Below are 25,400 nucleotides of genomic sequence, written 5' to 3' on the forward strand. Positions count from 1 at the left end.
GGGCCGTTCTACGGGCCGTCGCCCGGAAGGCCCGCCGGGTGCTCAGCTGCCGCCGGCGCCCTCGCGCTCGCGCAGCATGCCCGAGACCACGGAGACCGTGCGTTTCAGGTCGTCGAGGGCCTGCTCGATGTCGCGCTTCTGGTGCTCCAGCACGGCGATTTGCTCGTTGAAGCGCTCGATGGCGACGCGCATCTGCGACACCTGGCCGTGGCGGAAGTCGTAGAGGTCGAGCATTTCGCGGATCTGCGACAGCGAGAAGCCGACGCGCTTGCCCATCAGGACGAGCTTCAGGCGCCCCCGATCGCGCCGCGTGTAGATGCGCGTCGCGCCGTCGCGGCGCGGATTGACGAGGCCCTTGTCCTCGTAGAAGCGCAGCGTCCTGAGCGTCACGTCGAACTCTCGCGCGAGCTCGCCGATGGTGTAGGTGGCCGGCACGGCGACGCGGCCGTCGGGCTCGTCGCGGCCGTCCACCATCCCGATTTCGAGCTCGTCCATGCCGCGGCCTCTCCGCCTCTCCCCGGCCGAGAGCTACCTGCACGTGACGTAAGGGTCAATGCGCGCTGCAGCATCCCGCGCGCGTGACGACGCCGTCCGTTAACCCGCCAGTAACCATGAGGGCCGATCAATGGGGGCGGATCGCTCGGGCGGCGAGCATCCGACGCCAGGCGCGCATCTCGAGGGGCGGCATGACCTACGACGACGACAGCGAGTGGCGCCGCGACGATCGCCCCTCCTGGCGGCGCGAGGCGGTCCGTCAGGCGGAGCCGGTCCGTGCCGCTGCCCGTCGCGCCATCGCCGCCTACGCGCCCGAGGCGCCCCGCGCCGACAGCTTCCGGGAGGATTCGTTCCGCGCCGAGGCATCCCGTCCACAGGCCGCCCGGGCTGCCACCGCGCGCGCCTACGCCCCCCGCCCGGCGGTGGCCCCGCCGCTGGAGGAGCCGAAGCCGGTCAGCGACATCGCCTCGATGGTCGACCGCATCATCACCCAGCTCGACGCCGTGGAGCGCACCCGCCGTCCGGACGCCGAACCCGCTGAGCGTACGCCCGAGCGACGTGCCGACCGTCCGGCGCCGCGCCGGCCCTCGGAGGATGCGCCGCCCCCGTCCACCCGCCGCCCGTTCACCGAGGCGCTGCGCCAGAGCCAGCGCGAGAAGGCCCGCGCCGAGGCCCGTGCAGAGGACCACGCCGGGACCCACCTGGATCATCCGGCCGACCATCCGCCGGTGCGCAGCCATGCGCGCGCCGACGTGCGCCCGGCGATGCGTCCACCGGAGCGCCCGAGCCCGCCGCCCGCCGACGAGATCGACCGCCACTTCCGCTCTCTCGCCGAGCGCGTCGACGCGCTCCGCCAGCGCACCGACGACCGCATCGCCGCCGTGCGCGACGACGTCGCCCGTCTCTCCGAGGCCGTTCTCGCCCGGCCGGTGGCGAGTCTCGCGCCCGAGGACCGCGCCGCCCTCGACGCCCTGTCGATCCGGCTCGACCGCGCCGACAGCCTCGGCTCGGTGACGCTCGACCGTCTCGACGCCATGCAAGACCATCTCGCGGCCTTGCAGGAGGCCGTCGCGGCCCGGCCGGCCGCGAGCCTCGACGCCCGCGACCGCGCTGCGCTGGACGAGCTCGTCGTCCGCGTCGAGCGCGCGAGCCGCGCCGGCCCGCTCGCGCTCGACCGGCTCGACGCCGTGCAGACCGACCTGACGGCGCTCGGCCGCGCCGTCGTCGACCTCGACCTCGACCGCCGCCTCTACGCCATCGAGGCCGGCCAGGACGCGGTGCTGGACCGGCTCGGCGCCGTCGCCGACACGCGGGCGGATCCCGGCATCGACGCCCTGCGGCGCCGCATCGACTGGATCGCCGAGCGCCTGGAGACGGCGCCGGTCCCCGACGCCGTCGCCGCCCTCGATACACGGCTGGCGCGGCTCGCTGGCGACGTGCGCCGCATCGCCGAGGCACCGGCCCGCACCGGCGGGGAGAGCCTCGCCCGCGACGTCGCCGCGATGCGCGCGGAGCTCGGCGAGCTCTCCCGCGGCGGCATCGTCGCCCAGTTCGACGAACTCGGCTCGGCGCTCGCCCGGCTCGCCGGCGAGGTCAAGACCGCCGCCCGTTCCGCCGGCGCCGAGACGATGCCGGTCGTCGCCGACCTCGTCCGGCGGATCGAGAAGCTCGACCGCCGCCTCGACGGCCTCGGCGCCGGCGACCGCGAAGACCGCCTGCACGGCATCGAGCGCGCCGTCGCCGCCCTCGACCGGCGTCTCGCCGACGCGCGCGCACCGGCGCCGCGTGACCCACGGCCGGAGCCGACGGGCGCCAACGAGACACGGGCGCAGGGCGACGCTGGTCCGGTGTCCCGCCGCCCCTCCGCACCGCCCACCGTCGCGCGCCCCCTCCCCGAGCCGGCCCCGGAAGCCGTCGCCGCCCCCGTCACCGAGGCCGCGCCGCCGACGCGGACGAGCCGCCTCATCGCGGCGGCCCGGCGTGCCGTCGACCATCCGCTGCTGCGGCGGGACCAGACGGCCGAGACCGCGCCGACCATCGTCGGTCCCGTCCCGTCCGACGGCACCGAGCCCGTCGCCGCCACACGGCCGTCGCCGCCCGCGACCGAGCCCGACGTGCCGTCGACCAGCGTCCTCGCCTTCGGCCGGCGGCGTCCTGCCGTGTCGGAACCCGACTTCCTCGCGCCCGAGACGACGTCGCCCTTCCCCGAGACCGAGGCGGACAACGCCGCCGCCGGGCTCGGCACACGCCGCATGCTGCTCCTCGCCGCCGCCGTGGTCGGGCTCGTCGGCGGCGCCTACGGCTTCGCCTCCGAGCCGCTGCGCGCGCTCATCCTGACGCTCTCCGGCAGCGAGACGACGAGCACCGTCGCCGACGGCGTGCCGACCCTGCTCGATCCGCGCACCACCGGTTCGATCGCCCGCGCCCCCGACGCGACGGCGGCCGGCGCCGCCTTCACCGCCGCCCCGGCGACCGTTCCCGGCGCCGCCACGCTGCCCACCACGCTCGGCTCGCCGGGGCTGCGCGAGGCGGCCGCCGGCGGCGACCCGCGCGCCGCCCTCGAGGTGGCGGTGGCGCTCCTCGACGGCGTCGGCGTCACCCGCGACCCGGCCGCGGCAGTGCCGTGGCTGACGGCGGCGGCCAATGCCGGCCTCGCCCCGGCGGAGTTCCGGCTCGGCACGCTCTACGAGCGGGGCATCGGCGTGACGCGCAGCCGCGACACCGCCAAGGCCTGGTACGACCGCGCCGCCGGCCGCGGCCACGTCAAGGCGATGCACAACCTCGCCGTCCTGCTCTCGGAAGCCGGCGAGGGGCGCGACCTCGGCCGCGCCGTCTCCTGGTTCGAGAAGGCCGCCCGGCACGGGCTGGTCGACAGCCAGTTCAATCTCGCGGTGCTTTATGTCCGCGGCCTCGGCGTCGCCGCCGACCCCGCCGCCGCCTACCGCTGGTTCGCGCTCGCCGCCCGCCAGGGCGACCAGGAGGCGGCGGTGCGGCGCGACGAGGTCGGCAAGGAGCTCTCGCCCGCCGATCGCGGCGCCGCCGATCTCGCCATCGCCAGCTGGACGCCGGTGCCGGCCGACACGCTCGCCAACGACGGCCCGCCGCTGCCGCAGCAGTGGACGGGTGTCGCGGCCGCCGCCACGCGCAGCTGAGCCTCAGTCGCCCAGCCGTCGCCGCCGCTCGTCCTCGAGCATCTTCGCCGTCTCCGCCTTGGGCGACGGCAGGCCGAACAGGTAGCCCTGGCCCTCGGTGCAGCCGAGCGAAAGCAGCGCCCGGCGCTCCTCCTCGCGCTCGATCCCCTCGGCGATGACGCGCTTGCCGAGATCCTTGCCGAGCGCGATCAGCGCCCGCACGATCGCCTCGTCCTCGGGCTGCGTGTCGATGCGCTCGATGAACGAGCGGTCGATCTTGATCAGGCTCACCGCCAGCCGGCGCAGGTGCACGAGCGAGCCGAAGCCGGTGCCGAAGTCGTCGAGCGCCACCTTCACCCCGAGTGCGTCGAGCTTGGCGATGGTGTCGCGGATCTCGCGCCCCTCGAACTGCAGGAAGACGGTCTCCGTCACTTCCACCTGGAAGCGGTCGAAGGGGATCGCCTTGCGCTGAAGGACCTCGGCCACCTGCTCGTGGTAGGCCCCGCGCATCAGCTCGATGGCGGTGACGTTGACGGCGACGCTGCCGAACGGCAACCCGGCGTCGAGCCAGTCGCGGATGTCGTCGGTCACCTTCTCGAGCACCCGCGTGGCGATCGCCGAGCCGAGGAAGCCGTCCGAGAGGGCCGAGCCGAACTCCGCCGGAAAGACGAGGCCGCTCGAGCCGGTTCGCCAGCGCACGAGCGCCTCGAGGCCGATCACCGCCCCCGTCTCGAGGTTCACCTTCGGCTGGTAGTAGGGGAAGATCTCGTCGCGCGCGAGCGCCCCGCGGATCGCCTCGTGGATGCGGAAGCGCGAGTCGGCGCCCTGGCGCATGTCGTCGTCGTAGACGAGGCCGATGCGCCGCCCGGTGGTCTTGGCCCGCGCCAGTGCCGCCTGGGCGCTGTCCAGCATGTCGCCGACGCCGCGGGCGTGGTCGGGGAACAGCGCCCCGCCGACGCTCGCCCTGACCGCGACCTCGCTGCCGCGGATCGGCACCGGCTGCTCCACCGCCTTCAGCACCTTGCGCGACAGTGCCACCAGCGCGGCCGGGTCCTCGGCGTCGCGGACGAGGACGGCGAACTCGTCGCCGCCGGTTCGCGCCACCTCGTCCCCCGGGCCGACCGCCCTGCGCAGCCGTCCGGCGACGACGTGCAGCAGCACGTCGCCGGTCTCGTGGCCGAGCGAGGTGTTGATCTCCTTGAAGTAGTCGAGATCGAGGATCAGCAGTCCGACCTTGGTGCCGTTGAAGCGGGCGAGTTCGAGGGCGCGCTCGAGTGATTCCTCGAACAGCCGCCGGTTCGGCAGGCGCGTGAGGAAATCGTGGTTGGCGAGCCGCCAGGTGCGGTCCTCGAACTGGCGCCGCTCCGTGACGTCCTGGGCGATGCCGACGAGGCGGCGGAGGCCGTCGCCACGCTCCGGCGCCTCCACCACCAGCCGCAGCAGGCGCAACTGCCCGAGACCGTTGATCAGCGGAGCGTCGAGATCGAACGGCTTGCCGGCTTCCAGCGCCTCCGCGACGGCGGCCTTCAGCCTCGCCCCACCCTCCTCGGAGAAGGCTGCGAGCAGCACGTCGAGCGAGGCCGGCGACTGTTCCGACCACTCGAGCAGCCGGAACATCTCCTCCGACCACTCGAGCGGCCGGCCATCGGCCTCGTAGACGAAGCTGCCGATGTGGGCGATCGATTCGACCTGGGCGATCAGGCGGCCGTGATAGTCGTCGTCGGCCACGCTCCCGCCCGCACTCTCTCCACCCGGCACGTCCCCGCCTTTCGCCGCCACGGCGATGCCGCGTCCCTCGTCGTCGCGTGCGGCCACGGTCCGCTCTTTCCTGCCCCGCATCGGCCGCCTTGTCGGCGACTCGTGCCGGCCGCCCGGCGGGCGGCCCGTATTCGGTCAGAACTTGCGCTTGGTCAGACGCTCGTTCAAGACTTCGATCGCCGCCAGCGCCTCGAGCTGCACGCCGCTCGCCTTCACCGCATCGAAGATCTGCCGCGCCTCCTCGAACTGTCCGAGGTTGTAGTGGGCGTAGCCGCGCAGCATCATCAGGTCGTAGGTGAGCGGCCGCATCTGGGCGAGCGACGTCATCGCCAGCACGACCTCCGTCCAGCGCCCGTCGCGGGAGGCGGCGAGCGCCCGCTGGATGAGGATTTCCGCCCCGAGCTCGTGCTTGCGCGTCAGGTTGAGCGGCGTGCGCGACGACGACACCGCCGCCTGGTCGGTGAGGCCGAGCCGCAGGTAGGCGAGCGAGCGTCCGTAGGCCGCCTGCTGCGCCGTCTCGCTCGTCGGCGGTGCGGTCAGCGCGCGGTCGAAGGCGGCGGCCGCCTCGTTCGGCCGGTCGAGCTCCATCAGACACCAGCCGCGCGCGAGCGCGTTCGCCGGCGTGAGCGTGCCGGTGCGCATGCCGGCGTCCGTGCGGGCGACGCAGGCGGCGTACTGCCCGGCGCCCGATGCGGCGGCGACCGCCGCACTGGCCGCCCCGGCGCCCGCGGCCGGCGCCGCCGTTGCGGGGCCGGTCTCGACGAGGATCAGGTCCATCGCACTGGTCGAGGCGGGCGCCGCCGTGGTCGTGCCGACGGTCGCACGCGGGGAAAGGGTCGTTGCCGCCGTCACGGCCGTCGTCGTCGGAACGGTTCGCGCGGCGGCGCTGGCGGCCGGTGCCGTCAGGCCCGCCTGCTGCTGCTGCCGCAGAGCGGCTGTCCCGCCGCCGAGCACCATCTGCGGCAGGCGGGGGTAGCGCGCCCCCCAGATCTCCAGCGCCTGGCGCAGGCCAACGCGGTCGTTCAGCCGCTGCAAGGCGAGCATCAGCCCGAAGGCGGCCACCTCGGACGGCTCCCAGGCGAGCGAAGTCTGGAACCAGGCGACGGCGGTGGGCGCCTGGCCGGTATTGTAGGCGTACCAGCCGAGCGCCTGGGCGCCGAGCGGCGAGCGCTCCTCCGTCACCACCGGGGCGAAGCGGTCGACGACCGTCTGGTCGACCTGAGCCGTCTCCGAGGTGAGCAGGGCGGTCGCCAGCGTGATGTAGGTGACGAGATTGTCGATGCCGGCGTTGCGCCATTCATAGGCGATCGGCTCCGCCTCGGCGTCGCGGCCGACGGCGCGCATCGACAGCACGTAGCCCTCCGCCGCCTTGACGCTGCCGCCGCGCTGCAAGGCGAGGTCAAACCAGCGGATCGCGGTGGCGGGATCGCCGTGGCGGTAGGCGTAGAAGCCGAGCAGGATGGCGTCGTCCGGGCTCGTGCCGGACTGCGCCGCCCGGTCGAGCACGGCGAGGTCCTCGGCCGGCACGGTCAGGGCCGGGTCGTCGTTGGCGGCGCCGACGCTGCGGCGGATGAGGTTGAGGCGGATCTGCGCGAACTCGTCGCCACCGCCCTCCTGCTGACGGGCATAGCGGAACAGCGACGTCACCATGTCGACCGGCAAGAGCGCGCTCGCCTTGTCCATGGTGGCGAGCCGCTCCTTCTCGCCGGTGCAGTTCTCCAGGATGTAGACGTAGACGTCGCGGGCGCGGTCCATCCGGTCGCTGCCGGCGAACGCCTCGGCGACGCGCCACAGGACGTCGATGTTGGCGCAGGTGAGCACCGACGGATCGTCGGTGGCGATCGCCAGCACGGCGTTCCACTGCTTCGAATCGGAGGCGTTGACGAGCCGGATGCGGGCTTCCGCCTGCTTGAGCCGGGCGAGCAGGTCGGCCGGCGGCACCCACGTCGGCTCGGCGAGCTGCCGGCGCGAGATTTCGGCGCGCAGCTCGCCATAGCGGCCGGCGGTGTAGAGGTCCCAGAGCGGCTGCACGTCGCTCGGGCCGGGCGCCTTCGGATCGAACAGGTCGGTCGGCGGCTCCCAGCTCGGATAGAGCGTCTTCAGGCGACGAATCTCGGCCTCGAGGCGATCGAGATCGCCCTCGCGCGCGAAATAGCGCAGCGCCTCCTCGTCGACGATGGGAACCCCGGGGGCGGCGGTGTCCTGGCCGCCGGCGGGCGCGCCGCCATTCTGCGGTGCGGCGGGGCCGGCGTCGAGGGTGGCGCGCGGGACGACGCCGCCGCCGGGCGGCGACGCGGGGTCGCTCGTCTGGCCGACGGCTGCGACGACGGCGACGAGAACGAGCAGGAGGGCGGCTGTGGCGAACCTTACAAACATCGCGAGTACCGTCGGGCTACGACGGTCATCGCGAGAAGGTGCAGCGTCGAGGCATAGTAGGACGTCGGCTGAAACCGCCTGAGATCATCCGGGATCGCCCGGCCGTCGAGCGCACACGCCAGAATCGCGGTCTGCATCCGATATCCCGGCTCCCCGAGTGTCTCGATGACCCTGCCCGTCTCGACATCGACGATCGCCGGCCGGTCGTCGCCGTCGCGCGTCCAGGCGCGGAGGAAGGGCTCGAGTAGCTGTCTCTCCGTCTGACCCGCCCACAATAGGTAAAGGGGTATCCTTAAGGAGTTGTAACCAAAGTAGGGCGGGAAGCCCTCGGCCGGCTGCGGTGGCCGGCCGGCCGGCGCGGAAATCCAGTCGGTCGGCAGCTCCGAGGTGCCGAAGCGCGCCTGCACGACGAGCTGCAGGCCGGTCTGGTAGAGGCCGTCCCAGTCGTAGCCGGGGGCGAGGCCTCGCATCACCGGCAGCGCCTCGAAGATCCAGTAGGAAAGGTTCAGCACCGGCCCGTCGGGGCGCTCGCCGGCGGCAAAGCCCGTGGCACCCGGCAGCATGATCGGCCGCGCCCCGTCGTTGCGGATCGCCACGGTGCCGATCGCCCGGGCGATACGGCGCGCCGCGTCGAGATAGACCGGCATGCCCCAGCGCTCGCCGGCCATGGCGAGCGCCCAGGCGATCAGGATGTCGCCGTCGGTGGCGTTGTTGATGTCGGTGATGTGCGGCTTGGCGCGCGGGTCCCACTTCCAGGCGGCGAGGCCGTCGTCACGGATCAAAAGCTCGGTGAGGGTGAACGTCCAGATCTGCTCGAAGGCGGCGCGGTCGTTGGCGTAATAGGCGAGCAGCAGCCCGTAGCCCTGGCCCTCGCTGTGGCTGATGTCGCCGTTGGCGGTGTCGACGATGCGGCCGCTCGGGTCGAGGAAGCGCGTCTTGTAGGCGTGCCAGACGTCCGCCGGCAGCACGAAGTCGACCACCGGCGAGGACTGCGCCCGCACCGGGCCGGCCGCGACAGCGGCAAAGAGGAGGGTCGCGCAGAGGACAATGCCGCCGAGGACGCGCGTGAGGGTCATGCGTTGTTCTCCCGCCCGATCTGACGGATCAGCACCCAGGAGACGATCCCCAGGCTGCCGCTGGAGAGCATCAGCGCGAGCGCGTACTCCAGCACGTTGATCGAGAACCAGTTGGCCGCGATGAGGCGCGCGTTCTGGAAGGAGAACGGCACCGTCTGGACATGGTAGCGCTCGCCGGGAAAGAAGTCCTGCACGAGGCCGGTGGTCTCCTGATAGGCGGCCACCGAGCCGTCCATCGTGAACCAGGTCTGCGGGGCGGTGATGCCCTCCACGCCGGAGGCGAGCAGCGGCCCGGACGGCGCGGTCACCACCGTCCAGGTGGAGGTGGCGGCGCCCGGTCCGCGCGCCTGCGCGACCACCACCGTGGTGCGCGGTGCCAGCCGGACGGTGCGGTTCTCCGCCTCGGCGAGATGCAGCATGTCGAGGGTGAGGCCGAAGCTCTCGCGCAGCCAGTCGGTGAACTGCTGCACCACGTCACTGACGCCGGTGCCGCCGACGCCCGTGCGCCAGCGCTCGTAGACCTCGCTGCCGGCGCCGCCGGTGTCCTGCGGCAGCGGCGCCGTCCGGTCGGCACTCGGCGCCACCGGGGTTTCGGGCTCGATGCCGAGCCGCAGGGCCCGCAGCCGGGCGAGGACGGACTCGTATTCGTCCGGTGTCGCCGCCGCCGCCGCCGTGCCCGAGGCAGTGGCCGGCGTCGCCCACGCCCCGCGCACCACGTTGGTCAGGCCCGCGGCATCGAGGATCTGCGGATCGAGGTCGGGCGCGGCGCCGACGATCACCGCCGACTGCCCCTCGAGCTCGACGGCGTTGGAGAGGAAGCGGTTCGGCAGCGGCACGCCCGTCGAAACCGACAGGCGCGCCATCAGCGTCGCCGCGGCGCCGATCGACGACGGCCCCTCGCCGGCGAGATAGACGGGGATCGGCGGACCGCCGCCGGCATCGCCGCCGTCGCGGTAGGGAAAGGCGCCGGCGGCGAAGGCGGCGAGATTGGGCAGCTCGCCGAAACGGGCGAACGGCGCCACGCGGAAGATGCTCGAGGAGAACATCACGAAGCGCTCGCGGCCCGGCATCGTCGCCCCCGGCAGGCAGCGATCGTCCGCCTCGGTGGAGAGGTTGGCCTCGATGTGCACCCGGTTCGGGCCGGGCCGGAAGTTGCGCAGCGGGATCTTCACGAGGCGCTGGTCGAACAGGCCGCCGTCCTGCGAGGTGATGTTGACCGTCACCGCCAGCGCCTGGTTGACGTAGACGTCGATGGTGCTGCCCGCCCGCACCTCGGGCGTGAAGGCGGCGTCGAGCAGGAGGTTCGCCTCGCCATAGGCGGCGGCGTAGAAGTCGTCCGGCAGGCCGACGTCGAAATGGGTCTGGAAGCGGCGGCCGGAGAACTCCGTCGTCTGCAGGCCGAGTTCGGCAAGCGACATCGCCTCACCGCCACGGAACACCGGCACGTCGGGTGAGCGCCAGGGGAAGCGGCGATCCGGCCGTTCGACCGCGCTGCGCTCCGCCTGCACCGACAGCCTGGCGAGGGCACGGTCAACGTCCTCCGGGGTCGGTCCGGAGACGACGAGCGTCGGCACCTGCGTGCGCGGATCCGGCATCAGCGCCACCACCGGACGCGCCGCCGCCTCGCCGGCGGCGATCTCGGTCACCTGGCGCACCGCCGCCGCCGTGCCGACCACCAGCGTGAGATGGCCGGGACGCCGCTCGAGCCGTGTGCCGGCGTCGACGATCTTCGCCACCGGATGGTCGAACCGTCCGAACACCGAGGCCGCCGACACCGCCGCGGCGATCCGCGACAGCCGCTCCGGGCCGGTGGGGCCGACCGGCACGACGTTGATGCGGGTCGCGCCGGAATCGTCGACGCCGATCGCCGCGAGGTCGCCGAGGCCGTTCACCGGCACCGGTCCGCCCTGGAAGATGAAGCCGGTCAGCGACGGCACCAGCAGCGTCCAGAGCTCGTAGGTCGCCCTGAGCGAGCAATCGACGCGGTGGCGCTGCGTCGCCTCGATGCGGATCGTGTTGGGGCCGGGCTTCAGGAGCCCCTGCGGCAGCGGCGTCTCCTGCCGCCCGGCGCGGCCGGGGCTGTTGATCTGCATGTCGGTGACGGCGCGCCCGTTGATGACGACGCGCAGGCGCGAGGCCTCCGGCATCACCAGCACGGAGTTGACGATGCCGATCGAGAACACCGCCGGCCGGGCCGCTTCCGCCGCTGACAGGTAGGCGGTGATGATGGTGAAATCGATCTCGCCGGTGAGGCGCAGATCGGGGCGCGGGAGCACCGGGCGATCGACCCCCTGCGCCGCCGTCTGCGCCGGCTCGATCGGCGCTTCGTCGCGGTCCGGCACGAAGTTCGGCGAGAACGGGCTGCCGCTCGTCGGGGGTTGGCCCGTCGCGGCGGGCTGCGGCTGGCCGAGCTGCATCTGGAACGGCGTGGCACCGTCGGTCGAGTTCGGGTCGGGCGGCGCCACCGAGAACGCCGAGGACGGCGCCGGTCGCGACGGCGCCTCCGCCGGCCGGGAACCGGCGGCCGGGGCGGGGCTCGCGCTGAACGACCGTCCCGGCGTCGCCGGCGCCGTCTGCGACGGGTCGATGCGGAACGGCGCGGCGCCGCCGCCTGCACCCGCATCGCCACCGCCGACGCTGAACGGGCTGCCGCCGGAGGGCGGCGGCGCACCGCCCGCCGACGGTGGTGCGGCCGTGAACGGCGACGCGGCGGGGGCGCCGGTGGCGGGCATGTCGAACCGCGGCTCATCGCCGGGACCACCGGCGGAGAACGGCGAGCCCGCGCCACCGGCCGCCGTGCCGCCCGTCGGCGAGCCGGGGCCGCCACCGCCCGTGGCTGCGCCGCCATTGTCCGGTGGCGCGGCGGTGAAGAACGGCACGCCACCCTCCGGCGCCGTCGCCGCGGGCGCACCGGTCGGAGCGGCGGACGGTGGCGGCGTGGCGGGGGCGGGATCGGTGACCGCGCCGCGCAGCGGTGCGTCGGTCGCACCGCCGCCGCCCATGTCGAAGGGCGCCTGCGCCGCGCCTGGCAGCGCGAGCAGCGAGAACGCCAGCGCGGCGAGGAGGACGTTCCGCGCGACCGTCATGCCGGCTTCCGCTGCGCCGCCGGGGCGGCACGCGCCGCCTCCCGCCGCCGTCGCATCAGGAAGCCGATGCCGCGCACCGTCTGGTAGAGCGCCCACCAGAGATAGATCAGCGTGCCGGCGAGCACGCCGATGCCCTTTCGCCGACCGCCCTGGAAGCGCATCCACTGGGCGGAATCGGAATAGACGAGGTCGGCGATCAGCCGGTAGTGCACGGGCGAGGACAGCGTCGGCTGGCAGCCGAGGTGGATGCCCTCCTCGTCGCGGGCGATCGAGCGGATGATCAGCGGCAGTTCGTCGGTCGGCAGCGGTGTCTTGGTCTCGAAGCGCAGCACGATCATCTCGCCCGAGCGCAGTTCCTCCGCCGGCTCGCCGACCGGGCGCACCTTGACGCCGCCCATCGAGCCGTCCTCGATCATCGCCGGCACGACGACGTCGCCGATGATGATCTCGCCGCGGCGGTCGAGCCGCACGCGCGGCGCCCGCCGGAGGTTGCGCCGTTCCGAAACGACGCCGAGCGCCGCCCCCGCCATGATCAGGTTGAAGACGTTCCAGCCGCCCACCACCAGCGTGATGTCGGCGGTGTAGGGCTGCGCGTAGATGCGCCAGATCGTCATGCCCAGCCCGGCGAGCAAGAGCAGGAACGTCACGTAGAACGGCCAGCCGAGCTCGGAGATCTGCGCCTCGTCGAGGGTTTCGCCCTTGGCCGTCACCTTGAAGGTCGGCTTGCGCGGGTTCATCAGAACCGACACGATCGCCCGGAACAGGTAGATCGACTGGATGTATTCGTAAAGCTCAGAGATCCACGGCCATCGGTACTTGCCGTAGAGATAATTCTGGATCATCAGGTTGACGACCATGTAGGTCGACGTATAGGCGGCGAACTCCGTTCCGGATGCCTGGAAGATCTGCAGGCCGAAGAACAGATAGAGCAGCGGCGAAAACAGGAAGGTGAGCCGCGCGAACGGGAAGAACCAGAACAGCGGGCTCGACATGTAGCAGATGCGCTGCGGCATGGTGAGGCCGCGGCGGAACGCCGGGTTCTTCAGGAGCATGATCTGGATCATGCCCTGCGCCCAGCGCGAGCGCTGGCCGATGAAGGTGGCGAAGGTCTCCGGCTGCAGGCCGGCGATCAGCGGCTTCGAGACGTAGACGCTGTTCCAGCCGCGGGCGTGCAGTTCGAGCGCCGTCTCGCAGTCCTCGGTGATGCTCTGGCCGGAGAAGCCGTTCGTCACCTGCAGCGCACGGCGGCTGATGAGCGCCGCGGAGCCGCAGAAGAAGGCGGCGTTCCACTTGTCGAGGCCACGCTGCACGACGCCGTAGAACTGCTCGTTCTCGGACGGCATGCGCTCGAACGTCTCGAGGTTGTGCTCGAGCGGATCCGGGTTGATGAAGAAGTGCGGCGTCTGGACGAGGAACAGCTTCGGGTCGGCGACGAAGTAGCCGACCGTCTCCTTGAGGAAGTCCTTCGTCGGGGCGTGGTCGGCGTCGAACACCGCGACGAGGTCGCCGAAGGTGTGGCCGAGGGCGACGTTGAGGTTGCCGGCCTTGGCGTGCTCGTTGCGGGCGCGAGTGAGGTAGTGGCAGTCGAGGCCGGCGCAGAGCGCCTGCAACTCGGCGCGGCGGCGCTGCGCGGCGACGGCGGCGGAGGGGTCGGTGGCGTTGCACTTCTGGTCGGTGCCGCCGTCGTCGAGCAGGTAGACCCTGAGCTTTTCAGGCGGATAGTCGATCGCCTTGGCGGCCGCGAGCGTCACCGCGAGGATCGACTTGTCCTCGTTGTAGGTCGGCACGAAGACGTCGACGGTCGGCAGGTCCTTCGGCGGAAAGCGCGGCGCGGCCGGCCGGTCGAGCGGGTCGGCGACCGTGAACAGGCTGAGGCCCAGCATGGCGACGCTGTACATCTCGGCCAGATAGAGGATCAGGCCGGGAATGAAGTTCTCGGGCTGGTTGATCGGCGGCAGCGTGCTCGTCGTGCGCCAGTAGACGTAGCGGAGCACGATGGCGGTGCCCATCGCCAGGAACACCTGCCGCCACGGACCGGCCGGACGGGCGATCTTGATGATGGTCAGCACGACCACGACGATGCAGCCGGCGATCAGGTGGGCCTGGATGTTGATCGGCTGCGTGATCAGGAAGGCGACCATGGTCGCACCGATGCACCACAGCACCGTCGCCAGCGTCTTGCCCATCCCGACCCGCCTCAGCTACCGACGTCGCCCCTGCGGCGACGTCGCCCGCCGGCTTGACCCCCGCGATTCCCCCAGATTGGATCGAACAACCCTAAGGACGGGATAACGGCGACACAAGCGAGCCACGGCTGTCGCGGTGCGCCGGCAGGCCACCGTCACTGCGGCGGTGGCGGCACGATCGCCGGCGCCGCGCCCGACGGCCCGGCGGTCGCCGGCGCCCCCGGCGCGACGACGCGCACGTCCGGAGCCCCCGCCGGCGGCTGCGGCCGCGTCACCGTCATCGACTGCGACGGCGTGGTGGCCGAGGAGATCGGTGGCGGCACGGTGGCGGCGCCGGTGCCGCCGGGCAGCGTCGTCGGAATGGTGGTGGGCCGCGGCAGCGCAGTGCCGGCCGCAGAGGGAGGCGGCGCGGGGATCCCGCCCGACCCGCCGGCGGTCGCCGCCGGCGCCGGAATGCCGGACGACGACGGCGCGGCGGCGGGTGGCAGCGCGCTCGGCGTGCCGAGCGGCTGGTCGAGGCTCTGCGGCGCCGGGGTGCGCGCGGCCGGCGCCGTCAGGTAGGGCGACACCTCCGGCTCGACCGGTGCGGGCCGCCGCACCGCCGTGGTAGCCGCCGGAGCGGCCGGCAGCACCCTGAGTTCGCGCGGCTCGCGCGAGCGCGGCGCGTAGTAGGGGTTCTCGCCCTCCGGCACCGGCAGGCTCGGCGCACCGAGACCACCGAGATCAGCCGGCGGCGACGGCGCCGGTCCGTAGGGGTTCCAGCCGGCGGGCAGGAAGTAGCCGCTGATGACGAGCCCGTACATGAAGCGCAGCAGGTCCTCCTCGCTCGCCGCGGCGCGGCAGAGGCGGACGCGCAGGCTGATCGAGCCGCGCGACTTCGGCTCGCCGAACTTGTTGCGCGGCGGCTCGATCTGCTGCCAGGCGTAGAGGCAGGTGCCGCCGCCGCGCGGATGGCCGACGCCGTAGCCGAACGGGCCGTAGCCGTTCTGCACGAAGTAGGGCGAGCGCGTCATCCGCACGCCCGGGAACTTCTCGATCATCTCGTTCGACACGCGGACGGGATCGAGCGGGCGCCAGCGCAGCGTGTCGCCCTGTGCGGCGCCGGGGCCGACCGGGCCGAAGAAGGTCACCTCGATGGCGTTCTCGCCGGAGACCGTGCTGTCGTTGGCGAGCACGACCGTCTGCGTCAGGGCGTTGGCGTAGCGGCGCTCCAGCACCGTGACGACGGCGAGGCTGCCCGGCGGCGGCAGCACGAGGGCCGCCGTCGGGGGCACTTCCTGCAGGAGCGTCGCCGTCTTCGGGTCCTGGCCGGCGCCGAAATAGGGCGGTGGCAGGTTGCAACCCGACAGCAGCGAGGCTCCGATCAGGGCCAACACCAATCGCACGTGGGCCTCGTGACGCTCGCCGGCGCAGCACCGGACCGCCGATCCCGCGGCCGGCGGTCCGCCGTCCGCCCCGGCGGTCGCGGCGAATCAATCCGCCGTGCGCGATTCTAACCCGAGCCTCAAGGGGATAGCGACGCGCCCGCGGGCTTTTCGGCGAGAGCCCCCCCCTCGCGCGGAACGACCGGCACGACGTCGACCCCGACCTTCAGGCGCTGGCCGCCGGAGCCGACGATGACGCCGGCCACCGGGGCGACGTCGGCATAGTCACGGCCGACGGCGAGCGTCAGGTGATCCTCGCCGGTCAGCATGTCGTTGGTGGGGTCGAAATCGACCCAGCCGATCGCCTCGCCGCACCAGACGCTGACCCAGGCGTGAGTGGCGTCGGAGCCCTCCAGCCGCGGCCGCCCTGGCGGCGGCGTCGTGCGCAGATAGCCGCTGACGTAGGCGGCCGGGATGCCGAGACCGCGCAGGCCGGCGATCATCACGTGGGCGAAGTCCTGGCAGACGCCGCGGCGCATCTCGAAGGCCATCAGCGGCAGCGTCTTCACGTCGGTGGCGCCCGGCTCGTAGACGAAGTCGGCGTGGATGCGGCTCATCAGCTCGCTCGCCGCCGCCAGGATCGGCCGTTCGTCGGGGCAGCTCTCCGCCGCATAGTCGCGGATCGCCGAGGGCAGCGAGACGATGCGGCTCGCATAGAGCTGGTGAACGGGCGAGCGGGGCCCGAAGTCGTCGCTGGCGAAGGCCGCCCGGCGCACCGCGTCCACCGTCGGCGTCTGCGAGGGTTCCGGCAGCGACCGCGCCTTGATCTCGATGCGCGCCCGCACGGTCAGGACGAGCTTCTGATGCGGCACGTCGAGCACTACCATCGATACCGCATTGTCGAAGAAGTCGCGCCCCTCCTCCCACTCCGACGGCGGCGGATCGATGGTGAGGGCGGCTGCCAGCACGCGCTGCCCCGGCCGGTCGACGGGCATCATCCGCGCCAGATGACGCCCGACCGGCACCGGCGTGGCGTAGGTGTAGGCGGTCTCGTGGCGAACGTCGTAGATCACGGCGCGCCTACCCGAGCTCTTCGGCGGCGACGGCCTCGGGCCGGCCGCGGTGGCTGAAGAAGCGGGTGGCGATCTCGTCCGACAGCGCCAGTAGCGCCCGCTCGCCCGCCCGCACGTCGTCGACGCCGAAGGTGGCCGGATCGGCGGTGCGAAGGTCCGTCGCGAGCCGCGCCGCGATCCGCTGCGGCGGCGTCAGCGGTCCGCCACCGGTGCCGCCCGGCAGGTGCTCCAGATGCTCCTCGATCTCTCCGATCTGGAAGGCGAGGGAGCGCGGGTTGGCCGGGTCGAGCAGCACGAGGTCGGTCACCGGCGTGCGCGCGAGACCTGCGAGGTAGCGGGAGCGGTAGGTGATCTGCGAATCGGCGAGCTCGAGCAGCACGTCGAGATCGCCGAAGGTCGCCGCTTCCTCGCCGAACACGCTGGCGAAGCGCGCGGTGGCCACCCCTCGCTCGATGCGCCGTCCGAGATCCAGGAAGCGCCAGCCGGTGTGGCGGTTCATGTTCTCCTGCGAGAGGCCGGCGAAGGCCGAGAGCGTGCGCAGGGCGCTGTTGGCGAGTTCGAAGAGATCGGCGCCCGTCGGCTGGGCGGGGAGGGTCTGGTCGAGCCGCTGCAGGTCGCCCAGCACCCGCCAGGCGTCCGGCGCGAGGCGCTCGCGGATCGAGGAGGCGGTTCCGCGCGCCGCACTGGCGAGCGAGGGGATGGCACCGCCGAGATCGTCGCGGGTCATGGCGGCGAAGGCGGTGACGATCAGCCCGACCGGGCGCGGCTTGGCGGGCGCGGCATTCCAGGTGACGAGGAGGTCGGCGAGGCGGCGGATCGGCGGCGCCGAGGCGGCGTCGACGGCGTCGAGCCGGCCAACGAGTGCCCGCACCACCCGGAGCGTCGCCTCGGCGCGCTCGAGATAGCGGCCGAGCCAGAAGACGTTGTCGGCGACCCGGCTCGGCAGCACGCCGGTCGAGCGCCGCACGGCGCTGCGGTCGGCGGTGGGCAGCAGCGTCACTGCCTCGACCGGCCCGTCGGACAGCACCCAGACGTCGGCCGAGGAGCCGCCGTCCTGCATCGTCACGGCGCGGGCGTCGGCGCGGTTGGAGATGCGGCAGAAGCCGCCGGGCATCACCTCGTAGCCGTTCTCGGTGCGGGTGACGAAGACGCGCAGCACGAACGGCCGCGGCTCCAGCTTGCCGTCGCGCCAGACCGGCATCGTCGACAGCCGGACGACCTCCTGGCCGACGACGTCGGCACCGCGCCGCCGGATCGCCGCGGTGACGCGCGCCAGCGTCGGCGCGTCGAGGGCACTGCCGAGGGTCATGCCGCGGTCGAGCACCTCCGGCAGCGACGCCTCGAAGGCGGGTCCGACGGCCATCGTCGCGAGCCGCTCCAGCACCTCGTCGCGCTCGGCCGGCTGGCCGCACCACCACGTCGCGATGTTGGGGATCTCGAGGTCGGAGCCGGTGAGGCTCTGCGCCAGACCGGGCAGGAAGCCGAGCAGCGCCCGCGCCTCGACCAAGCCGGAGCCGAGCGCGTTGGCGATCACCACCGAGCCGTGCCGCACCGCATCGACGAGGCCGGGGACGCCGAGGCGCGATTGCGGGTTGAGCTCGAGCGGATCGGCATAGTCGGCATCGAGGCGGCGCCACAGCACGTCGGCGCGCTTCAGGCCGGCGACGGTGCGGATGTAGACGGCGTCGTCGCGCACGACGAGGTCGCCGCCCTCCACCAGCAGGAAGCCGAGATAGCGGGCGAGATAGGCGTGCTCGAAATAAGTCTCGCTGAGGGTACCGGGGGTGAGCAGGCCGATGCGCGGGTCGTCGCGGCGCACGAGGCCGGCGAGGCCGGAGCGGAAGGCCTGGAAGAAGCCGGCGAGGCGCTCCACCTCGAGATCGCGGAAGAGCTCGGGCAGGGCGCGGGAAATCGCCACCCGGTTCTCGAGCGCATAGCCGGCGCCCGAAGGGGCCTGGGTGCGGTCGCCGAGCACCCACCAGCGCCCGTCCGGGCCACGCCCGAGATCGACGGCATACTGGCGCAGCCACGCCCCGCCCGGCGGTGCGACACCGGCGAGCGGGCGCAGGAACTCGCGGCTGCCGGCGATCAGGGCCGCCGGCAAGGACCCGTCGGCGACCAGCGTGGCGGGCCCGTAGGCGTCGGCGAGCACGGCTTCGAGAAGGGCGGCGCGCTGCTTCAGGCCCCGCGCCAGCGCCTTCCATTCGTCGGCGGCGACGACGAGAGGCAGCGGCGCCAGCGGCCACGGGCGCTCGCCGCCGCCGTCCTCGTCATAGACCCGGTAGAACACGCCGGAGTCGCGCAATGAGCGGTCGGCGACGGCGAAGCGGCGGACGAGCTCTTCGCGCGGCAGCTCGCCCAGGCCGGCGATAAGGCGCTGCCAGTGCGGCCGGACGCGGCCGTCGGCCTCCACCATCTCGTCGTAGATGCCCGGCAGCGGGCGATAGCCGGCGACGAGGCTCTCGCCCGCCTTCGGCTTCGTCTTGCGTGCCGCATCCCCCGCCCGCATCCGTGTTCCTTCGCCGTCGCGGCGCCGCTCACACCCAGGCGGGGCGCCTGAGGTCGAGCGTCGCCGGGAACTCGCCCGACCGCTCCTCCACCGGCACCGCCACCGATCCCGGAGCGTGCCCGTGGTTCTCGAAGCGGGCAAGCCGGCGAGCCTCCGCCTCGTAGGAATTGACGGGAAAAGTCTCGTAGTTGCGGCCGCCCGGGTGGGCGACGTGGTAGACGCAGCCGCCGAGCGAGCGGCCGTTCCAGCCATCGATGATCTCGAAGGTCAGCGGCGCCTGCACCGGCAGCGTCGGATGGAAGCCCGACGGCGGCTGCCAGGCCTTGAAGCGCACGCCGCCGACGAAGACGTCGATCCGGTCGGTCGACAGCATCGGCACGCGCCGGCCGTTGCAGGCGATGACGTGCCGGCCAGGCACCAGCCCGGTCGCCTTCACCTGCAGCCGCTCGACGGAACTGTCGACGTAGCGCACCGTGCCGCCGATCGCGCCCTCCTCGCCGAGCACGTGCCACGGCTCCAGCGCCTGGCGGATCTCGATCTCGACGCCGCCGTGCTCGACGCGCCCGAAGAACGGGAAGCGGAACTCGCGCTGCGCCTCGAACCACACCGGATCGACCGGATAGCCCGCGCGGCGGAGATCGCCGAGGACGTCGAGGAAGTCGGCCCAGACGAAGTGGGGCAGCATGAAGCGGTCGTGCAGCGTCGTGCCCCAGCGCACCAGCGAGCCGCGCTGCGGCTCGCGCCAGAACCAGGCGATCAGCGCCCGCACGAGCAGCTGCTGCGCGAGGCTCATGCGCGCGTCCGGCGGCATCTCGAAGGAGCGGAACTCGACGAGGCCGAGGCGGCCGGTGGCGCTGTCCGGCGAGAACAGCTTGTCGATGCAGATCTCGGAGCGGTGGGTATTGCCGGCGACGTCGACGAGGATGTTGCGGAACAGCCGGTCGACGAGCCACGGCGGCGGGGCCACGCCCTCGCCCGGCACCGGCACGTTCGCCATGGCGATCTCAAGCTCGTAGAGGGCGTCGTGCCGCCCCTCGTCCATCCGCGGCGCCTGGCTCGTCGGGCCGATGAACAGGCCGGAGAACAGGTAGGATAGCGAGGGGTGGCGCTGCCAGTAGGTGACGAGGCTCTTCAAGAGGTCCGGGCGGCGCAGGAACGGGCTGTCGGAGGGCGTCGCGCCGCCGATGACGACGTGGTTGCCGCCGCCGGTGCCGGTGTGACGGCCGTCGACCATGAACTTCTCGGTGCCGAGGCGGGTGTGGCGGGCGTCCGAATAGAGGCCGGTGGTGATGTCGACCGCCTCCCGCCAGCTCTTCGCCGGGTGGACGTTGACCTCGATGACGCCGGGATCGGGGGCGACGCGGATGACGTCGACGCGCGGGTCGGGCGGCGGCGGGTAGCCCTCGATCTGCAAAGCGAGGCCGAGTTCGCGGGCCGTCTCCTCGACGATGACGAGGAGCTCGAGATAGTCCTCGAACCAGGCGACGGGCGGCATGAACACGCAGAGCTTGCCGTCGCGCACCTCCGTCGTCATCGCCGTGCGGACGGCGGAGCCGAAGGTCAGGCGCTGCTGCACGTCCGGGCGCTGCCCGTCGACGCTGGTGCGCTCATAGGCCTGGGCGAGTTCGTCGGGGTCCGGCAGGCCCTGGCGCTCGGCGAAGGGGTCGGCCTGATAGACGTGCGGATACTGCGCCGGCGGCACCCACGGCAGGGCGGCGAGCGGCAGGCGGAAGCCGGCGGGCGAATCGCCGGGCACCAGGAAGATGCGGCCGCGGCGGAGCGCCCAGCGCTCGCTCACCCAGCCGGCGCCGGCTTCCGCGTTCCAGCGCTGCACCGGCAGGACGAAGCTCGACGGCTTCGTCAGGCCGCGCTCGAAGACGCGCATGATGCGCGCCCGCTCCTCGGCGCTCTCGAGCTTCGGATTGGAGACGTCGACGTTCTCCGGCAGCTCGCCTTCCTTGAGGAGCCAGTGGCCGGGGTCCTCATAGGCGGGTTGGGCGTAGTCCGGGCCGAAGCCGAGCCGCTCGGCGACGCCCGACAGCAGCCGCTGGGCGTCCTCGCCGGTCGCCACCGCCGATGTCTCGCGGGCGATCAGCGCCTCGTCGCGCCAGATCGGCCGGCCGTCCTTGCGCCAGTAGAGCGAGAACGTCCAGCGCGGCAGCGTCTCGCCGGGATACCACTTGCCCTGGCCGTAATGCAGCATGCCGCCGGGCGCGAAACGGTCGCGCAGGCGGCGGATCAGTTCGTCGGCGAGCGCGCGCTTCGTCGGCCCGACGGCCGCCGTGTTCCATTCTGCCGCCTCGTAGTCGTCGATCGACACGAAGGTGGGCTCGCCGCCCATCGTCAGGCGCACGTCCTGGGCCTTGAGGTCGGCGTCGACCTTTTCGCCGAGCGCATCGAGTGCCGCCCACGAGGCGTCGGAGAACGGCAGGGTGACGCGCGGTGCCTCGTGCAGCCGCGCGACCGTCATCTCGAAGCCGAACGTCACCTCCGCCGGCTCAACCAGGCCGATCAGCGGTGCGGCCGAGCGGTAGTGCGGCGTCGCGGCCAACGGCAGGTGGCCCTCGCCGGCGAACAGGCCGGAGGTCGGGTCGAGGCCGATCCAGCCGGCCCCGGGGATGTAGACCTCGCACCAGGCGTGCAGGTCGGTGAAGTCGTGGTCGGTGCCCGAGGGGCCGTCGAGGGCGGCGACGTCGGGCTTCAGCTGGATGAGGTAGCCGGAGACGAAGCGGGCGGCGAGGCCGAGGCGCCGCAGGATCTGCACGAGCAGCCAGCCGCTGTCGCGGCAGGAGCCCGACTTCAGCGTCAGCGTCTCCTCGGGCGTCTGCACACCGGGCTCCAGGCGGACGATGTAGCGGACGTCGTCCTTCAGAAGCTGGTTCAGCTCGACCAGCGCGTCGACGGTCGGGCGCGGCTGGCGCGACACCGACGCCACCAGGGCGTCGAGCAGCGGCGTCGACGGTTCGGTGACGAGATAGGGCGCGAGCTCGACCGCGAGGTCGTCGGGATAGGCGAAGGGAAACTTCTCCGCGTAGTCCTCGATGAAGAAGTCGAAGGGGTTGTAGACGGCGAGCTCGGCGTGAAGGTCGACCTCGATCGCGAATTCCGTCGTGCGCTCCGGAAAGACGAAGCGCGCCAGCCAGTTGCCGAACGGGTCCTGCTGCCAGTTGACGAAGTGCTCGGCCGGCGTGACCTTCAGCGAATAGGCGGTCACCGGCGTCCGGCAGTGCGGCGCCGGGCGCAATCGGACGGTCTGCGGACCCAGCATCACCGGCCGGTCGTAGGAATAGCGCGTCACATGATGGAGGGCGGCAATGATCGCCATCTGTCGCAACCTGGGAGTTTCGGCCGGTCCGGTCGGGAGGTGCCGAAGCGAGCCCTGACGCCGACGTTAACGACGGGCCGGGTGCTTGGGAAGCCTTTCCCACCGCAGTGCGGCAATGGCCGCGCCGGACGACGGAACCGGGCTGGCGATGATCGGCGCACATCAAACCGGCAGCGGCGAGGCCAGTGGTCGTTCCGTGCGCAGTATTACAGTCATTCCAGAGAGTTAAATTCGAGGCGGACCCGCCCTCGCCGCCTCGCCTTTCGCGCGCCGCGTGCGCTGCGCCATCGAATTGAGTTGCGTACATCGGGAAAGTGCGGAATCGATCCCATGGTCGGACCTGCCCGCAATCGCCGTTTGAACGGTGGGGCGTCCGGCCCGGCGAGCGGCCGGCGGCGCGCGGGGGGCGCTGCGCCGGGGCTTTGGCACGCCGGAACGGTTTACCGATCCACCGCCGGCCGGTGGACGAGGGAGGGAATGGAAATGCAGTTCATGAAGGCCCTGCTCGCGGGCACGGTTCTCGCGGTCGCCGTCGGCGGCGCCGCACTGGCCCAGGACAAGCCGGTCGTCGGCGTCAGCTGGTCGAACTTCCAGGAAGAGCGCTGGAAGACCGACGAGGCGGCGATCAAGGCGGCGTTGGAAGCCGCCGGCGCGTCCTACATCTCGGCCGACGCGCAGTCGTCCGCCGCCAAGCAGCTGACCGACGTCGAGAGCCTGATCTCGCAGGGCGCCACGGCGCTGATCATCCTCGCCCAGGATTCCGACGCCATCGCCCCGGCGATCGCCAAGGCCGAGGCCGAGGGCATCCCGGTCGTCGGCTACGACCGCCTGATCGAGATCCCGTCCGCCTACTACATCACGTTCGACAACAAGGAAGTCGGGCGGATGCAGGCGCGCGAGGTGTTCAAGGTCGCGCCCGAGGGCAACTACGTCTTCATCAAGGGCTCGTCGGCCGATCCGAACGCCGACTTCCTGTTCTCCGGCCAGATGGAGGTCCTGAAGGACGCCATCGACAGCGGCAAGGTGAAGAACGTCGGCGAGGCCTATACCGACGCCTGGCTGCCCGCCAACGCCCAGAAGAACATGGAGCAGTTCCTCACCGCCAACAACAACGACGTCGACGCGGTGGTCGCCTCCAATGACGGCACCGCTGGCGGCGCCATCGCGGCGCTCTCGGGCCAGGGCCTCGCTGGCACGGTGCCGGTCTCCGGCCAGGACGGCGACTTCGCGGCGCTGAACCGCGTCGCCCTCGGCACCCAGACGGTGTCGGTGTGGAAGGACGCCCGCGAGCTCGGCAAGAAGGCCGCCGAGATCGCCGTCGAGCTCTCCAAGGGCACGGCGCTCGACCAGGTGCCGGGCACCGTCGCCTTCAACGGCGGCCCGAAGGGCGTCGCCATGAACGCGACCTTCCTCGCCCCGGTGCCGATCACCAAGGACAACCTCGGCACGGTCATCGAGGCCGGCTGGGTGCCGAAGGAGACCGTCTGCCAGGGCGTGCCGGCCGGCTCCGTCGCCGCCTGCAACTGAGCGTGACCGCAAGCGGAGGGGGCGCCCAGCGCCCCCTCCGTCCGTTTGCGCGCGGCTTCGGGACCTGTTTCGCCCGCAAGCGCAGTTGACGCGCGCCGGCCACAGTCCGAAGTTCGGGAACAAGGAGCGGCCGGGCCGATGTCGCCTGCCGCCGGGTCGTGTCCAGGGGGTCGTCCATGAGCGAACGCGCCGTCGGCGTCCCAGCCGCATCCTCGCCGCCGCAGCAGCAACAGTCCCGCTCGATCCTCCAGGCGCTCGAGGTCGACGTCCGCTTCCTCGGCATGATCGGCGCGCTGGCCGTCATCTGGATCGGCTTCCACATCCTGTCGGGCGGCACCTTCCTGACGCCGCGCAACCTGTGGAACCTGTCGGTGCAGACCGCCTCGGTGGCGGTGATGGCGACCGGCATGGTGCTCGTCATCGTGACGCGCCACATCGACCTGTCGGTCGGCTCCATCCTCGGCGTCACCGGCATGATCATGGCCGTGGTGCAGGTGAACTACCTGACGCCGACCTTCGGCTTCAACAATCCGGCCGTCTGGGCGCTGACGCTGCTGATCGGCCTGTTCTTCGGCGCGATCATCGGCGGCCTGCAGGGCTTCGTCATCGCCTATCTCGGCGTGCCGGCCTTCATCGTCACGCTGGGCGGCCTGCTCGTCTGGCGCGGCGCGGCCTGGTGGATTGCCTCCGGCAAGACGATCCCGCTCACCGACGACAACTTCAAGCTGATCGGCGGTGGCGCCGACGGCTCGATCGGCTCCACGTGGAGCTGGGTGATCGGCATCGTCGCCTGCCTCTGCATCGTCGTCGCGGCGCTGAACGCGCGGCGCCAGCGCCAGCGCTTCCACTTCCCGCTGAAGCCGGCGTGGGCGGAGGTCGTGACGGTGGCGGTCGGCTGCCTCGCCGTCATCGTCGCCACCATGGTCATCAACGCCTACATGATGCCGGCGGCCCTCGCCCGCCGCTACGCCGAGACGCACAACATCGCCGTGCCGGACGGCGGGATGCTGCAGATCCCGTTCGGCTGGGCCATCCCGGTGCTGATCGCCGTCGGCGTCGGCATCGCCATGACCTTCCTGACCAAGCGCACCCGCTTCGGCCGCTACGTCTTCGCCATCGGTGGCAACCCCGAGGCGGCCGAGCTCGCCGGCATCAACACCCGCCGGGTGACGATGACGATCTTCGCTCTGATGGGCATGCTGGCGGCGCTCGGCGCGGCGATCTCCACCGCCCGCCTCACCTCGGCGACGAACGCCCAGGGCACCCTCGACGAGCTCTACGTCATCGCCGCCGCGGTGATCGGCGGCACCTCGCTCGCCGGCGGCGCCGGCACGGTGGCGGGCGCCATGCTCGGTGCCCTCGTCATGCAGAGCCTGCAATCGGGCATGGTGCTGCTCGGCTTCGACACGCCGCTGCAGAACATTGTCGTCGGCATCGTGCTGGTGGTGGCGGTCGGTCTCGACACCGTCTACCGCAAGCGCTTCAAGTGACCGG

13 protein-coding genes are annotated in these 25,400 nt (G+C 72.3%); 3 read left to right on the forward strand and 10 right to left on the reverse strand.

Features of this window, described 5'->3' with window-relative positions; genetic code table 11:
- Positions 1–42: 42 nt before the first annotated feature.
- Positions 43–474 carry a MerR family transcriptional regulator gene (locus tag RUR49_RS22050; RefSeq protein WP_409148756.1) on the reverse strand — a complete coding sequence of 144 codons (432 nt, stop codon included), beginning with the start codon at positions 472–474 and terminating at the stop codon, positions 43–45.
- A 212-nt stretch (positions 475–686) separates the two neighbouring features.
- On the opposite strand from RUR49_RS22050, the gene RUR49_RS22055 reads away from it, so the two are divergent.
- Positions 687–3,647, forward strand: a complete 2,961-nt coding sequence (locus RUR49_RS22055) for a hypothetical protein (protein WP_409148593.1) — start codon at positions 687–689, stop codon at positions 3,645–3,647.
- A 3-nt stretch (positions 3,648–3,650) separates the two neighbouring features.
- On the opposite strand, the gene RUR49_RS22060 is transcribed toward RUR49_RS22055, so the two are convergent.
- The 9 genes from RUR49_RS22060 to RUR49_RS22100 all read right to left on the reverse strand — a co-directional run bounded on the left by RUR49_RS22060 (position 3,651) and on the right by RUR49_RS22100 (position 22,379).
- Positions 3,651–5,441: a putative bifunctional diguanylate cyclase/phosphodiesterase gene (locus RUR49_RS22060; protein WP_409148594.1), complete on the reverse strand. Its 1,791-nt coding sequence runs from the start codon at positions 5,439–5,441 to the stop codon at positions 3,651–3,653.
- A 78-nt stretch (positions 5,442–5,519) separates the two neighbouring features.
- Positions 5,520–7,760 (reverse strand): tetratricopeptide repeat protein, encoded by a 2,241-nt coding sequence (locus RUR49_RS22065; protein ID WP_409148595.1) that lies wholly within the window; start codon positions 7,758–7,760, stop codon positions 5,520–5,522.
- A complete protein-coding gene (locus RUR49_RS22070) occupies positions 7,751–8,836 on the reverse strand; it encodes a glycosyl hydrolase family 8 (protein ID WP_409148596.1) in 1,086 nt (361 codons plus the stop codon). Before RUR49_RS22070 ends, RUR49_RS22065 begins: the two co-directional genes overlap by 10 nt.
- A complete protein-coding gene (locus tag RUR49_RS22075; RefSeq protein ID WP_409148597.1) occupies positions 8,833–11,922 on the reverse strand; it encodes a cellulose biosynthesis cyclic di-GMP-binding regulatory protein BcsB in 3,090 nt (1,029 codons plus the stop codon). Before RUR49_RS22075 ends, RUR49_RS22070 begins: the two co-directional genes overlap by 4 nt.
- Positions 11,919–14,108: a UDP-forming cellulose synthase catalytic subunit gene (gene bcsA / locus RUR49_RS22080; protein WP_409148598.1), complete on the reverse strand. Its 2,190-nt coding sequence runs from the start codon at positions 14,106–14,108 to the stop codon at positions 11,919–11,921. Before bcsA ends, RUR49_RS22075 begins: the two co-directional genes overlap by 4 nt.
- A gap of 155 nt (positions 14,109–14,263) precedes the next feature.
- Positions 14,264–15,493, reverse strand: coding sequence for a cellulose biosynthesis protein BcsN (gene bcsN, locus RUR49_RS22085; RefSeq protein WP_409148599.1), 1,230 nt, complete (start codon positions 15,491–15,493; stop codon positions 14,264–14,266).
- Positions 15,494–15,612: 119 nt separating this feature from the next.
- On the reverse strand, positions 15,613–16,545 hold the full coding sequence (locus tag RUR49_RS22090; RefSeq protein WP_409148600.1) for a transglutaminase N-terminal domain-containing protein: 933 nt from the start codon (positions 16,543–16,545) through the stop codon (positions 15,613–15,615).
- A 7-nt stretch (positions 16,546–16,552) separates the two neighbouring features.
- Complete coding sequence (locus RUR49_RS22095; RefSeq protein WP_409148601.1) at positions 16,553–19,054, reverse strand: circularly permuted type 2 ATP-grasp protein; 2,502 nt, start codon at positions 19,052–19,054, stop codon at positions 16,553–16,555.
- Between the two features lie 28 nt (positions 19,055–19,082).
- Positions 19,083–22,379: a DUF2126 domain-containing protein gene (locus RUR49_RS22100; protein ID WP_409148602.1), complete on the reverse strand. Its 3,297-nt coding sequence runs from the start codon at positions 22,377–22,379 to the stop codon at positions 19,083–19,085.
- Positions 22,380–22,862: 483 nt separating this feature from the next.
- Between RUR49_RS22100 and xylF the strand changes: the two genes are divergently transcribed.
- On the forward strand, positions 22,863–23,906 hold the full coding sequence (xylF, locus tag RUR49_RS22105; RefSeq protein ID WP_409148603.1) for a D-xylose ABC transporter substrate-binding protein: 1,044 nt from the start codon (positions 22,863–22,865) through the stop codon (positions 23,904–23,906).
- A 176-nt stretch (positions 23,907–24,082) separates the two neighbouring features.
- On the forward strand, positions 24,083–25,396 hold the full coding sequence (locus RUR49_RS22110; protein ID WP_409148604.1) for a sugar ABC transporter permease: 1,314 nt from the start codon (positions 24,083–24,085) through the stop codon (positions 25,394–25,396).
- The last annotated feature ends 4 nt before the right edge of the window (positions 25,397–25,400 follow it).

Source organism: Pseudoxanthobacter sp. M-2 (assembly GCF_046156265.1).
GTDB lineage: Bacteria > Pseudomonadota > Alphaproteobacteria > Rhizobiales > Segnochrobactraceae > CAMDHY01.